Origin of the sequence: Cellulomonas bogoriensis 69B4 = DSM 16987 (genome assembly GCF_000767165.1) — a bacterium.
Taxonomy (GTDB): domain Bacteria; phylum Actinomycetota; class Actinomycetes; order Actinomycetales; family Cellulomonadaceae; genus Actinotalea; species Actinotalea bogoriensis.
The window spans coordinates 1-13406 of the sequence record NZ_AXCZ01000074.1 but is presented as its reverse complement, the minus strand read 5'-3'; the positions used below and the strand labels follow the sequence as shown (position 1 = coordinate 13406).

Here is a 13406-nt window from a genome sequence, read left to right as displayed (position 1 = left end):
CCGGGCGGCCCCGGCGCAGGGCCCTGCGAGCTTTCGCACGGCCTTTGTCGACCGGCTCCACGCGTTGACCGGTGCGGATCTGCTGGGCACGGGCACCACGTCCGGGCCGGGGACGGGGCCGGCGTTGCTGGAGGTGGCACGGTGACGGGGGACACGCGCGGCGGGGGGCCGCAGCCCAGCAGGGTCCGTGCGCTGTCGGTCGCGGGGACCGATCCCACGGGCGGGGCGGGGATCCACGCGGACCTGAAGTCCTTCGCGGCCCACGGTGCCTACGGCATGGCGGTCGTCACGGCGCTGGTCGCCCAGAACACGTGCGGGGTGCGTCAGGTCCACGTCCCGGACGTGGGGTTCCTCCGGGCCCAGCTCGACGCGGTCGGCGACGACGTCGACGTCGACGCGGTCAAGGTGGGCATGGTGGGGACCCGGGACGTGGCCGAGGAGATCACGTCGTGGCTGGTCCGGACCCGGCCCCCGGTGGTGGTCGTGGACCCGGTGATGGTGGCGACCAGCGGTGACCGGCTCCTGGATGCGGGCGCCGAGGAGGCCGTCCGGGGGATGCTCACCTGCGCCGACCTGGTGACCCCCAACCTTCCCGAGCTCGCGGTGCTGCTCGGGACCGCACCGGCACGCTCCTGGTCCCGGGCGCTGGAGCAGGCCCGGGAGCTGGCCGCGCGCCACGGGTTGACCGTCCTGGTCAAGGGTGGCCACCTGGACGGTGCCCGCAGCCCCGACGCGGTCGTGGACGGCGCGACCGTCGTCGAGCTGGACGCCCCTCGTGTGGCGACGTCCGCCACCCACGGCACCGGCTGCTCGTTGTCCGCCGCGCTGGCGGCGCTCCGTCCGGTGAGCCAGGACTGGCCCGAGGCCGCCCGCCGCGCGAAGGCGTGGTTGACGGGGGCCCTGCGGGCCGGGGAGGCGCTGCAGGTGGGACGGGGCAACGGCCCCGTGGACCACCTCCACGGGCTGCACCCCGGTCGAGGCGCCTGACCGCGCCCGACCGCGCCTGAACAGGGGCGCGGTCCCGGGTCAGGGCAGCAGCAGGACCTTCCCGGTGGTCCTGCGGCCTTCGAGGGCCAGGTGCGCCTCCGCGGCGTCGTCCAGGGCGTAGGTCGCTCCGACGTGCACACGCAGGGAGCCGTCGCCGACCGCGGCGAAGAGCTCCTCGGCCCGTCGGCGCAGCTCGTCAGGGTCTGCGGTGTAGTGGGCGACGGTGGGTCGGGTCAGGTAGACCGACCCGGCCGCGGCCAGTCGCTGCGGGTCCAGCGGGGGCACCTGGCCGGAGGCCCCGCCGAACAGGGCGAGTCCCCCCCGGGGCCGCAGGCACGCGAGCGAGGCGTCGAACGTGGCGGCACCCACACCGTCGAACACGGTGTGGACCCCGCCGGTCAGGTCGCGCACGGCGGCGGGCAGCTCGGTGGTGAGGTCGTCCATCTGGTCGTAGCGCAGGACGTGGGTGGCGCCGGCCGCGCGTGACGCCTGGACCTTCGCGTCGCTGGAGACGGTGGTCAGGACGGTGGCGCCACGAGCGGAGGCGAGCTGGGTCAGCAGCAGGCCCACACCACCGGCACCGGCGTGCACCAGGACGTGCTGCCCGGCGGTCACGGGGAACGTGGAGTCCACCAGGTAGTGGGCCGTCATCCCCTGGAGCATGAGGGCGGCCGCGGTGCGGTCCTCGACCTGCGGCGGAACCCGGACGACGTGGTCGGCCTTCACGAGCACCTGCTCGGCGTAGGAGCCGTTGGACGTGAGCCACGCGACGTGGTCCCCGACGTCCACGCCGCCCACCCCGGGGCCCAGGGCCGAGACCACCCCTGCGCCCTCGGTGCCCACGACGTGCGGGAAGGTCATGGGGTAGGTGCCCGAGCGCCGGTAGGTGTCGATGTAGTTCACCCCTGCGGCGACGACGTCGACCCGGACCTGACCGGCGGCCGGTTCGGGTGTGGGCACGTCGGTGACGGCGAGGACCTCGGGTCCTCCGGGACGTGTGGCCTGGACGGTGCGCATACCTGGGCAACGGTGCGTGGACCCCAGGTGTTCCAGGGCGGACCGGACCCGGCGCCCGCTTCATGCAGCGACATGTATATTCATGCACATGTCAGTCACGGTCGCAGTCAGCGGAGCCAGCGGGTACGCCGGCGGGGAGGTCCTGCGGTTGCTGACCTCCCACCCCGACGTCGAGATCGGCGCGGTCACCGCGTTCTCCTCCGCAGGGGACAGGCTCGGTTCCCACCAGCCCCACCTGCGCTCCCTCGCGGACCGCACCATCGTGGAGACGACCGCGGCGACGCTCGCCGGTCATGACGTCGTGGTCCTCGCGCTGCCGCACGGCGCCTCCGCCGCGGTCGCCGCCGAGCTCGGGCCGGACACCCTGGTCCTGGACTGCGGGGCCGACCACCGCCTGGTGGACCCCGCAGCCTGGTCCCAGTTCTACGGGACGGACCACGCCGGGTCATGGCCCTACGGCCTGCCCGAGCTCATGACCGCGAACCCCACCCAGCGCCAGACCCTCGCCGGGGCCCGACGGGTCGCCGTCCCCGGTTGCAACGTGGCCGCCGTGACGCTGGGGATCCAGCCCGGCGTGGCCGCGGGCGTGGTCCAGGCACGCGATCTCGTCTCGGTTCTCGCGGTCGGGTACTCCGGCGCTGGCAGGGCCGCCAAGTCCCACCTCATGGCCGCCGAGGGCCTCGGCACCGCGGTCCCCTACGCCGTGGGCGGCACCCACCGTCACATCCCCGAGATCGAGCAGAACCTGCGCGCGGTGGGCGCGACGGAGGTCTCCCTCTCCTTCACCCCCACCCTCGTCCCGATGGCCCGCGGAATCCTGGCGACCACCACCGCGCGGCTGGCGCCCGACGTCGACCCCGCCACGGTCCGCCAGGTGTGGGAGGCCGCCTACGTCGACGAGCCGTTCGTGCAGCTCCTGCCCGCCGGGCAGTGGCCCACGACCGTGGCGACGCAGGGCGCCAACACCGCCCTGGTCCAGGTCGCGGTCGACGAGCGGGCCGGACGGGTGGTCACCGTCTGCGCCCTGGACAACCTCGTCAAGGGCACCGCGGGCGCGGCGATCCAGTCGATGAACCTCGCTCTCGGGTTGCCCGAGACCACCGGGCTCCCGGTCGAGGGGGTGGCACCGTGAGCGTCACCGGACCCCGCGGGTTCCGCGCCGCCGGCGTGGCCGCCGGCCTGAAGTCCTCCGGCGACCCGGACGTCGCCCTCGTCGTCAACGACGGCCCCCTGGCGGTCGGCGCTGCCGTGTTCACGCGCAACCGCGTGGTGGGTGCACCGGTCCTGTGGTCCCGGCAGGTCGTCTCGGACGGCGTCGTCCACGCCGTGGTCCTGAACTCCGGGGGCGCGAATGTCGCGACCGGCCCCCAGGGCTTCGCCGACACCCACCGCACCGCCGAGCACGTGGCCGACCTCCTGGACGTCTCCGCCGGGGACGTCGTGGTGTGCTCCACGGGACTCATCGGCGAGCTGCTGCCGCGCGATCTGCTCCTGGACGGGGTGTCGGCCGCCTCCCGGGCCCTGGACCCCGACGGCGGCGGTCGGGCCGCGCGCGCGATCATGACCACCGACTCCGTCCCCAAGACGGTCCACGTCCGGCGTGAGGGCTGGTCGGTCGGCGGCATGGCCAAGGGGGCCGGGATGCTCGCGCCCGGCCTGGCCACGATGCTGTGCGTCCTGACCACCGACGCCGTCACCGACCACGCCGACGCCGACGCCGCGCTGCGGCACGCGACCCGCACGACGCTGGACCGGGTCGACTCCGACGGCTGCATGTCGACCTCCGACACCGTGGCGGTCCTCGCCTCCGGCGCGTCCGGGGTGCAGGTCACCCGCCTCGAGCTCCAGGACGCCCTCACCGAGGCGTGCGCCACCCTGGCGCGGGCCCTCGTCGCCGACGCCGAGGGAGCCTCCCACGACATCGCCGTGACCGTCGTCGGTGCCGAGACCGAGGACGCCGCCGTGGCCGTGGCCCGCGCGGTCACCCGCTCCAACCTCGTCAAGGCGGCGGTCTTCGGCAACGACCCGAACTGGGGCCGCATCATCGCCCAGGTGGGGACCGTCCCCGAGGACGTCGCGGCGTTCGACCCCGCCCAGCTCGACGTCAGCGTCAACGGCGTCCAGGTGTGCCGGGCCGGGGGGCGTGGAGAACCGCGCGAGCTCGTCGACATGGCGGCCCACCGCGACGTCCACATCGAGGTCGACCTGCACGCCGGGGACGCCTCCGCCACGGTGTGGACCAACGACCTCACCCACGCCTACGTCCACGAGAACAGCGCGTACTCGACATGACCGAGGAGACGTCGGTGACCCCCGGCCTGCCCCCAGCCCTGCCTCCAGCACTGACCCCGGACCAGAAGGCCGAGGTCCTCATCGAGGCCCTGCCCTGGTTGGAGCGCTTCTCGGGTGCTCTGTTCGTCGTCAAGTACGGCGGCAACGCGATGGTCGACGAGTCCCTCAAGCGCGCCTTCGCCGAGGACATGGTCTTCCTGCGCAAGGTCGGCCTCCACCCCGTCGTGGTGCACGGCGGGGGACCGCAGATCTCCAGCATGCTCGCCCGCCTGGGGATCGAGAGCGAGTTCCGCGGCGGGCTCCGGGTCACCACCCAGGAGAGCATGGACGTGGTCCGCATGGTGCTCACCGGGCAGGTCTCACGTGAGCTCGTCGGCCTCCTCAACTCCCACGGCCCCTACGCCGTCGGTCTGTCCGGCGAGGACGGCGGGCTGCTCCAGGCCCGTCGCCGCACGGCGACCGTCGACGGCAAGCAGGTCGACGTCGGGCACGTCGGTGACGTCGTCGAGGTCGACCCGCGCGCGGTCCAGGACCTCCTGGACGCGGGCCGCATCCCGGTCGTCTCGACCGTCGCACCCGACATCGAGGACCCCACCCAGGTCCTCAACGTCAACGCCGACACCGCCGCGGCCGCGCTCGCGGTCGCGCTCGGGGCCAGCAAGCTCATCATCCTCACCGACGTCGAGGGCCTGTACACCGACTGGCCGGACCGCGGTTCGCTGGTGAGCGAGATCCGTGCAGGTGAGCTGGCGCGCCTGGTGCCCACCCTGGAGTCGGGCATGGTGCCGAAGATGGAGGCGTGCCTGCGCGCGGTCCGGGGTGGTGTGCCGCAGGCCCACGTGGTGGACGGACGTCGCGCCCACTCGGTCCTGACCGAGGTGTTCACCGAGGCAGGCATCGGCACCATGGTCCTGCCCGACGACGTCCGCACCGGTTCGCTCCCTCTGGTCGGGGGCGTGGCGTGACCGGCGGCGGGGTGGCACCGGTCACCGGGGTCGAGGCGCGTACGGACGGTTCTGCCGCCGCGTGGACCGACCGGTACGGCCGGTCCCTGATGAACACGTTCGGGACTCCGCGCCGGGTCCTGGTCCGCGGCGAGGGCGTCCACGTGTGGGACGCCGACGGCAACCGGTACCTGGACCTGCTGGCGGGCATCGCGGTCAACGCCCTCGGGCACGCCCACCCCACGCTGACCGCGGCGGTCAGCGCACAGCTGGGGACCCTGGGGCACGTGTCGAACTTCTTCGCGACCCCCACCCAGGTGGCTCTCGCCGAGCGCCTGGTCCAGCTGGGCGGCGGTGACGCCACCTCGCGCGTGTTCTTCACGAACTCCGGGACCGAGGCCAACGAGGCGGCGTTCAAGATCGCCCGCCGCACCGGTCGGCCCCGGGTCCTGTGCCTGGAGGGCGGGTTCCACGGCAGGACGATGGGCGCGCTCGCGATGACGTCCAAGACCGCCTACCGGGCGCCGTTCGAGCCGCTTCCCGGTGGGGTGGAGTTCCTGTCGTTCGGGGACGTGGACGCCCTGGAGCGTGCGATCGGGCCGGACGTCGCGGCGGTGGTTCTGGAGGCCGTGCAGGGGGAGGCAGGAGTGCGCCCGCTGCCCCCCGGCTACCTCGCGGCGGCACGGCGCCTGACCCGGGACCACGGGGCGCTGCTGGTCGCGGACGAGGTCCAGACCGGGATCGGCAGGACCGGCCACTGGCTGGCCCACCAGGACGACGAGCTCGGTGGGGGAGCCCGGCCCGACGTCGTCACGCTCGCGAAGGGACTCGGCGGCGGGTTCCCGATCGGCGCCGTCCTGACGCACGGGGAGCACGTCTCCTCGCTCCTGGGACCCGGCCAGCACGGCACGACGTTCGGGGGCAACCCGGTCGCCGCCGCCGCGGGCCTGGCGACCCTCGGGGTGATCGAGCGGGACGGCGTGCTGGACCACGTGCGCCGGACGGGGCGGTGGCTGACCGAGGCGCTCGCCGCGCTCCCGGTCGTGGCCGAGGTGCGGGCCCGGGGCCTGCTGGTCGCCGTGGAGCTCGCAGGACGTCCGTCCGCCGAGGTCGCCGACCTGGCGCTGGAGGCGGGGTTCATCGTGAACCCCGTGACACCCACGGCGCTGCGCCTGGCCCCACCCCTGGTGGTGACGACCGAGCAGCTGTCCCCGTTCGTGGAGTTCCTCGCCGGTCTGGGCGCCGGCGGGGCACCGACCGTGACCCCGGAGGCCTGATGCGCCACTTCCTGCGTGACGACGACCTGTCCCAGCCCGAGCAGCGCGAGGTCCTGGAGCTGGCGCGACGCCTCAAGGCGGACCGCTTCTCCGCGCGCCCCCTGGAGGGACCCCGCAGCGTCGCCCTGATCTTCGACAAGCCGACGCTGCGCACCCAGGTGTCCTTCACCACGGGAGTGACCGAGCTGGGCGGCTTCCCCCTCGTGGTCGACGGACGGCTGGCGCAGATCGGTGAGCGGGAGTCGGTCGCCGACACCGCACGGGTGCTCGGACGCCAGGTCGCGGCGGTCGTGTGGCGGACCTTCGACCAGTCGCGGCTGGTCGAGATGGCCACCCACGTCGGCGTCCCGGTCGTGAACGCGCTGACCGACCAGTTCCACCCGTGCCAGGTCCTGGCCGACCTCCTCACCGTCGCCGAGCACGCCGGCGGGCTGGACGCACTGCCGGGCAAGCGCCTGACCTACCTGGGCGACGGCGCGAACAACATGGCGCACTCCTACCTCCTGGGCGGCGCCACCGCGGGCCTGCACGTGACGGTGGCCTCGCCCCCGGAGCGCGCGCCCCACCCGGACGTCCTGGCACGCGCCCAGGAGCTCGGCACGCTCACCGGAGGCTCTGCCCGTGTCCTGACGGACGCGGCGCACGCGGTCGAGGGTGCCGACGTGGTCGCGACCGACACGTGGGTGTCGATGGGCGACGAGGCGTCGGCCTCGCTCGCGGAGCAGCTGTACGCCCCGTTCCGCCTGGACGCCGAGCTGCTGTCCCACGCCCGGCCCGGGGCGATGGTCCTGCACTGCCTGCCCGCCTACCGGGGCCGGGAGATCACCGCAGAGGTCCTCGAAGGCCCGCAGGCGGTCGTGTTCGACGAGGCCGAGAACCGTCTCCACGCGCAGAAGGCCCTCCTGGCGTGGCTGCTGGGGGACCGGTGACCGCGGACCACCCGGCGGTACCGGCCACCAAGGCTGCACGCCACGCACTGATCACCCGGGTGCTCAGCCACGCGAGGATCCGCTCCCAGGGGGAGCTGGCGGCCGCGCTCGCCTCCGAGGGCCTGACCGTCACCCAGGCCACCTTGTCCCGCGACCTGGTGGACCTCAGGGCCGAGAAGGTGCGCACGGCCGACGGTGACCTGGTGTACGCCGTGCCCGCAGAGGGCGCGGATCGCCGCCCGCAGGCCGCCCCCGACACCGAGCAGCTGGCGGCCCGTCTGGCGCGCTTGTGCGCCGAGCTGCTCGTGACCGCCGAGTCGTCTGGCAACCTGGTGGTGCTGCGTACCCCACCGGGCGCGGCCCAGTTCCTGGCCTCGGCGATCGACCACTCGGTCCTGCCCGCCGTCCTCGGGACGATCGCCGGTGACGACACCGTCCTGGTGATCGCCCGCGAGGACGGCGGTGGGGAGTCCGTCGCTCGACGCTTCCTCGAGCTCGCGGGAGACTGACCTGTCCCGCGGCCCGACCTCGACCTTTCCCGTACCGTGCCCGTGCCTGCAGAGAGAGAACTGTGATGACTGAACGTGTCGTGCTCGCCTACTCCGGGGGTCTGGACACCTCCGTCGGCATCGGCTGGATCGCCGAGGCCACCGGCGCCGAGGTGATCGCGGTCGCGGTCGACGTCGGCCAGGGCGGGGAGGACCTGGAGGTCATCCGCCGGCGGGCCCTGGACTGCGGTGCGGTCGAGGCGTACGTCGCCGACGCGCGCGAGGAGTTCGCCACCGAGTACTGCATCCCCGCGCTCAAGGCCAACGCCATGTACCTGGACCGCTACCCGCTGGTCTCGGCGCTGTCCCGCCCGGTCATCGTCAAGCACCTGGTCCGCGCGGCCCGCCAGTTCGGGGCCTCGACCGTGGCGCACGGGTGCACCGGCAAGGGCAACGACCAGGTCCGTTTCGAGGTCGGGATCACGTCCCTGGCACCGGACCTGCGGTGCCTGGCACCCGTCCGGGACCTGGCGCTCACCCGTGACAAGGCGATCGAGTACGCCAACACCCACGCCCTGCCCATCGAGACGACCAAGCACAACCCGTTCTCGATCGACCAGAACGTGTGGGGCCGCGCCATCGAGACCGGGTTCCTCGAGGACATCTGGAACGCCCCGACCAAGGACGTCTACACCTACACCGACGACCCCACGTTCCCCCCGGTCGCCGACGAGGTCACGATCACCTTCGATGCCGGGGTCCCGGTCGCGATCGACGGCGTGGCGGTGACCCCGCTGCAGGCCGTCCAGGAGATGAACCGCCGTGCCGGCGCCCAGGGTGTCGGTCGGATCGACATCGTCGAGGACCGCCTGGTCGGCATCAAGTCCCGCGAGGTCTACGAGGCCCCGGGTGCGATCGCTCTGATCGCCGCGCACCAGGAGCTGGAGAACGTGACCCTGGAGCGCGAGCAGGCACGGTTCAAGCGCGGTGTGGAGCAGCGCTGGACGGAGCTGGTCTACGACGGCATGTGGTTCTCGCCGCTGAAGCGTTCCCTCGACACGTTCGTCGACGACACCCAGCGCTACGTCTCCGGTGACGTGCGCATGGTCCTGCACGGGGGCCGGGCCACGGTCACCGGCCGCCGCAGCGAGACCAGCCTGTACGACTTCAACCTCGCGACGTACGACACCGGTGACACCTTCGACCAGTCCCACGCCAAGGGCTTCATCGAGATCTACGGCCTCACGGCCAAGCTCGCCGCCGCTCGTGACGTCCGGTTCGGCAACCACGTCGACCTGGGCGAGGGGGAGCTGCCCACGGAGAGCACCGATGACTGAGCAGCCCACGGGCGGCTCGTCGGACGGCCGCGTGAGCCTGTGGGGCGGGCGGTTCGCCGGCGGCCCGGCGGACGCGCTCGCCGCCCTGTCCAAGAGCACCCACTTCGACTGGCGGCTGGCCGACCACGACGTCTCGGGCTCGGTGGCGCACGCCCGGGTCCTGCACCGCGCCGGGCTCCTGGACGACGCCGAGCTGACCGGCATGATCGACGCGCTGGAGCGGCTGCGCACCGATGTCCGCTCGGGTGCGTTCGTGCCTGCCGAGGACGACGAGGACGTGCACACGGCGCTCGAACGGGGCCTGATCGAGCGCGCGGGCGCGGAGCTGGGCGGCAAGCTCCGCGCCGGCCGCTCACGCAACGACCAGATCGCCACGCTGGTGCGCATGTACCTGCGCGAGCAGGCCCGTGCCCTGTCGATCAAGGTCCTGGACGTCGTGGACGCGCTCGCGGAGCAGGCGGCGGCCCACCCGGATGCGGCGATGCCGGGTCGCACGCACCTGCAGCACGCGCAACCGGTGCTGCTGGCGCACCACCTGCTCGCGCATGCCTGGCCGCTGCTGCGGGACGTCGAGCGGTGGGTCGACTGGGACGTGCGCGCGGCGCAGTCCCCCTACGGGTCGGGTGCGTTGGCTGGCTCGTCGCTGGGCCTGGACCCCGCGGCGGTCGCTGCGGAGCTCGGTTTCGACGGACCGTCGGAGAACTCCATCGACGGCACGGCCAGTCGGGACACGGTCGCGGAGTTCGCGTTCGTCGCCGCGATGGTGGGCGTGGACCTGTCGCGCGTGGCGGAGGAGGTCATCCTCTGGGCGACCAAGGAGTTCGGGTTCATCACGTTGGACGACGCGTACTCCACCGGGTCGAGCATCATGCCCCAGAAGAAGAACCCGGACGTGGCAGAGCTGGCCCGGGGCAAGGCCGGTCGCCTGATCGGGGACCTGACGGGCCTGCTGACCACGTTGAAGGGGCTCCCGCTGGCCTACAACCGGGACCTTCAGGAGGACAAGGAGCCGGTCTTCGACCAGGTCGACACCCTGGAGGTGCTGCTGCCGGCCTTCTCGGGGATGGTCTCCACGTTGCGGTTCGACACCGGGCGCATGGCCGAGCTCGCGCCGCAGGGCTTCTCCCTCGCGACCGACGTGGCGGAGTGGCTGGTGCGGACGGGCGTGCCCTTCCGGGTCGCGCACGAGGTCGCCGGTACGTGTGTGCGGGTCTGCGAGGAGCGCGGCGTCGAGCTGTGGGACCTCACCGACCAGGACCTGGCCGACATCTCGGTGCACCTCACCCCTGCCGTCCGGGAGGTGCTGACGGTGGCTGGGTCGCTGGCCTCGCGGTCGGCCGCCGGTGGGACGGCGCCGGTCCAGGTGGCCCAGCAGCTGGACCGGGCGCGTGCACGGTCGGTGCAGCTGCGTGCGTGGGCCGTGTCCTGATCGTCCGTGGCAGGGACGTCCGCGGTGGACGCGGGGCGCGGTCGACTGCGGGTGTCCCAGCTCGCCGTGTCGGTGCTCGCGGCGCCACCACGCCTGGGTGGTGTCACGCTGGTGTGCGTGGACGGCCCCTCCGGGGCGGGCAAGACGACGCTCGCCGGCGCCCTCGCCGGGTCCCTTCCCGGCGCGGTCGTCCTGCACATGGATGACCTGTACGACGGGTGGGCAGGCCTGGCCACGGTGTGGCCGCGGGTGGAGGACCAGGTCCTGGGTCCGCTGGGTGCGGGCGAGCCCGCGCGGTGGCGCCGGTACGACTGGTCCCTGGGCAGGTTCGACCGGTGGCACGAGCTCCCGGTCCCGGCGGTGCTGGTGCTCGAGGGGTGCGGCAGCGCCCCGCGCGCGGTCCGGGGCCGCGCATCCTGCGTGGTCTGGGTGGACGCACCGGCGACGGTGCGTCACCGTCGCGCCGCGGACCGGGATGGTCCGCGGCTGGACCCCCGCCTGGAGGAGTGGTGGAGGACCGAGGAGGAGTACTTCGCGGTCGAGCGCCCGTCCGAGCACGCGGACGTGCACGTGGACGGCTCGGTTGGCTGGGACCGGTGACGTCGTGGTGAGGAGGTCCGGGCGGTGACCGCGTGGTTGTCCGGGCCGGTAACCACCGTGGCCCCGGGCCTGCTCGGCGCCCACCTGGTCTCGGACCTGCCGGAGGGGCGCGTGGTGGTCCGTCTGACGGAGGTCGAGGCCTACGAAGGTGGGGACGACCCCGGGTCGCACGCGTTCAGGGGCGCCACGGCCCGCAACGGGGCGATGTTCGGACCGGCAGGGTGTCTGTACGTCTACCGCCATCTGGGTCTGCACGTGTGTGCCAACGTGGTGACGGGTGAGGTGGGCCGTGCCTCGGCCGTCCTGCTGCGGGCGGGTGAGGTCGTGGAGGGTGCAGAGCTGGCGTGGGCCCGCCGGGCGGCGCGCGGCGTGGTGCGCTCACCGGTCGACCTGGCGCGGGGACCCGCGCGCCTGACGGTGGCGGCCGGCCTGCGGATGGACATGTACGGCTGGGGCCTGCTGGAACCCGGCGCTCCGGTGCACCTGGTGAGGCCGTCCGGCGGTGTCGGGGTCGTGGCCCGCGGCCCACGGGTGGGCGTGTCGGGCCCGGGTGGTGAGGGGAGCACCTTTCCGTGGCGGTTCTGGCTCGCGGGTGAGGCGACCGTCTCGGCGTACCGGCCCGCGGCCCCGCCTCGGCGCAGGACAGGGCAGACTGGCCCGCGCGCCCGTAGGTCGGGCGGTGGTGGACCGAGTGGCGGAGCCGGGGGAACCGGCGGACGAGGGAGCGACGGGTGACGGACATCCTGGAGGAGCTGGCCTGGCGTGGGCTGGTGGCGCAGACCACCGACCGGGAGGCGCTGGCGCAGGCGTTGGGCTCAGGTCCGGTGACCGTGTACTGCGGGTTCGACCCCACCGCGCCGAGCCTGCACCACGGGCACCTGGTGCAGCTGGTGCTGCTGCGGCACCTGCAGCTGGCCGGGCATCGTGTCCTGCCTCTGGTGGGGGGCGCCACGGGCATGATCGGTGACCCGCGCATGTCCGGTGAGCGGGTGCTCAACACCAAGGAGACCGTGGCGCAGTGGGTCGACCGGCTGCGCGCCCAGATCGGACGTTTCCTGGATCTCGAGGGCGACAACGCCGCGGTGATGGTGAACAACCTGGACTGGACGGCCGACCTGAACGCGATCGACTTCTTGCGCGACGTCGGCAAGCACTACCGCTTGGGCACGATGCTGGCGAAGGAGACCGTCGCGCGCCGGCTCGCGAGCGACGAGGGCATCAGCTTCACCGAGTTCAGCTACCAGATCCTGCAGGGCATGGACTACCTGGAGCTGTACCGCCGGCACGGGTGCACGCTGCAGACGGGCGGAAACGACCAGTGGGGGAACCTGCTCTCGGGCGTCGAGCTCGTCCGCAAGGCGGAGCAGGCGACCGTCCACGCCCTGACGACCCCCCTGGTGACGAAGAGCGACGGCACCAAGTTCGGCAAGACCGAGGGTGGGGCGGTCTGGCTCGCGCCGGACATGATGTCGCCGTACGCCTTCTACCAGTTCTGGGTCAACACCGAGGACGCGGATGTCGTGGGGTACCTGCGCACGTTCACGTTCCGGTCCCGGGAGGAGATCGCCGAGCTGGCGGACGCCGTGGCCGAGCGCCCTGCCGCGAGGCAGGCGCAGCGGGTCCTGGCGCGCGACGTGACCGCCCTGGTCCATGGCGAGGACGAGGCCGACGCGGTGGTGGCGGCCAGCCAGGCGCTCTTCGGTCGAGGGGAGCTGGTGGACATCCCGGCGGCGACGTTCGGCGCCGCGGTGTCCGCGCTGCCGACGGTTGCGGCCGCGCCCGGCGACCCGGTGGTCGACGCCGCGGTGGGATGCGGCCTCGTGGCAGGCCGAGGAGCTGCCCGGCGTGCGGTGGCAGAGGGGGGCCTGTACGTCAACAACGACCGGGTGACGGACCCCGACGCGACGCTCGCGGCGGGGGACTTCCTCCACGGGCGGTGGGCGCTGCTGCGGCGCGGCAAGAGGACGCTCGCAGTCGCCGACACGGCACCCGCCGACGGTACTGAGAGCAGTTCAGCGGGGTGAGGACGGTCACGTCGTCGCGGGTTTGACGTCCATGCCCCGGCCACGTAATGTTCTTCCAGTCGCCCCGCCGGGGAGGAACGGA

General features: G+C 73.3%; 13 protein-coding genes. 12 read left to right on the top strand and 1 reads right to left on the bottom strand.

Features of this window, described 5'->3' with window-relative positions; genetic code table 11:
- Positions 1 to 141: 141 nt before the first annotated feature.
- Positions 142 to 987, top strand: a complete 846-nt coding sequence (gene thiD, locus N869_RS08415; RefSeq protein WP_052105262.1) for a bifunctional hydroxymethylpyrimidine kinase/phosphomethylpyrimidine kinase — start codon at positions 142 to 144, stop codon at positions 985 to 987.
- A gap of 39 nt (positions 988 to 1026) precedes the next feature.
- Here the strand turns inward: thiD and N869_RS08410 are convergent, their stop codons facing one another.
- Entirely contained in the window at positions 1027 to 2004 is a 978-nt protein-coding gene (locus tag N869_RS08410; protein WP_035060171.1) for a quinone oxidoreductase family protein, read from the bottom strand.
- Positions 2005 to 2086: 82 nt separating this feature from the next.
- On the opposite strand from N869_RS08410, the gene argC reads away from it, so the two are divergent.
- The 11 genes from argC to tyrS all read left to right on the top strand — a co-directional run bounded on the left by argC (position 2087) and on the right by tyrS (position 13324).
- Complete coding sequence (gene argC, locus N869_RS08405) at positions 2087 to 3136, top strand: N-acetyl-gamma-glutamyl-phosphate reductase (protein ID WP_035060168.1); 1050 nt, start codon at positions 2087 to 2089, stop codon at positions 3134 to 3136.
- Positions 3133 to 4296: a bifunctional glutamate N-acetyltransferase/amino-acid acetyltransferase ArgJ gene (argJ, locus tag N869_RS08400; protein WP_035060165.1), complete on the top strand. Its 1164-nt coding sequence runs from the start codon at positions 3133 to 3135 to the stop codon at positions 4294 to 4296. The genes argC and argJ overlap by 4 nt, the downstream gene beginning before the upstream one ends.
- Complete coding sequence (argB, locus tag N869_RS08395; RefSeq protein ID WP_052105261.1) at positions 4293 to 5261, top strand: acetylglutamate kinase; 969 nt, start codon at positions 4293 to 4295, stop codon at positions 5259 to 5261. Before argJ ends, argB begins: the two co-directional genes overlap by 4 nt.
- Positions 5262 to 5272: 11 nt before the next feature.
- The gene (locus N869_RS08390) at positions 5273 to 6517 is read left to right on the top strand and encodes an acetylornithine transaminase (protein ID WP_035060179.1); all 1245 of its coding nucleotides are present in this window, start codon (positions 5273 to 5275) and stop codon (positions 6515 to 6517) included.
- Positions 6514 to 7446 (top strand): ornithine carbamoyltransferase, encoded by a 933-nt coding sequence (gene argF, locus N869_RS08385; RefSeq protein ID WP_035060177.1) that lies wholly within the window; start codon positions 6514 to 6516, stop codon positions 7444 to 7446. Before N869_RS08390 ends, argF begins: the two co-directional genes overlap by 4 nt.
- Positions 7443 to 7955: an arginine repressor gene (locus N869_RS08380; protein WP_035060163.1), complete on the top strand. Its 513-nt coding sequence runs from the start codon at positions 7443 to 7445 to the stop codon at positions 7953 to 7955. The genes argF and N869_RS08380 overlap by 4 nt, the downstream gene beginning before the upstream one ends.
- A 65-nt stretch (positions 7956 to 8020) precedes the next feature.
- Positions 8021 to 9271: an argininosuccinate synthase gene (locus N869_RS08375; protein ID WP_035060162.1), complete on the top strand. Its 1251-nt coding sequence runs from the start codon at positions 8021 to 8023 to the stop codon at positions 9269 to 9271.
- Positions 9264 to 10700 (top strand): argininosuccinate lyase, encoded by a 1437-nt coding sequence (argH, locus tag N869_RS08370; RefSeq protein WP_035060161.1) that lies wholly within the window; start codon positions 9264 to 9266, stop codon positions 10698 to 10700. The genes N869_RS08375 and argH overlap by 8 nt, the downstream gene beginning before the upstream one ends.
- Before the next feature lie 6 nt (positions 10701 to 10706).
- A complete protein-coding gene (locus N869_RS08365) occupies positions 10707 to 11300 on the top strand; it encodes a uridine kinase family protein (RefSeq protein WP_232229666.1) in 594 nt (197 codons plus the stop codon).
- 24 nt (positions 11301 to 11324) lie between these two features.
- Positions 11325 to 12035, top strand: coding sequence for a DNA-3-methyladenine glycosylase (locus N869_RS08360; RefSeq protein WP_084136735.1), 711 nt, complete (start codon positions 11325 to 11327; stop codon positions 12033 to 12035).
- Positions 12032 to 13324 (top strand): tyrosine--tRNA ligase, encoded by a 1293-nt coding sequence (gene tyrS / locus N869_RS08355; protein ID WP_035060159.1) that lies wholly within the window; start codon positions 12032 to 12034, stop codon positions 13322 to 13324. Before N869_RS08360 ends, tyrS begins: the two co-directional genes overlap by 4 nt.
- Positions 13325 to 13406 lie beyond the last annotated feature (82 nt).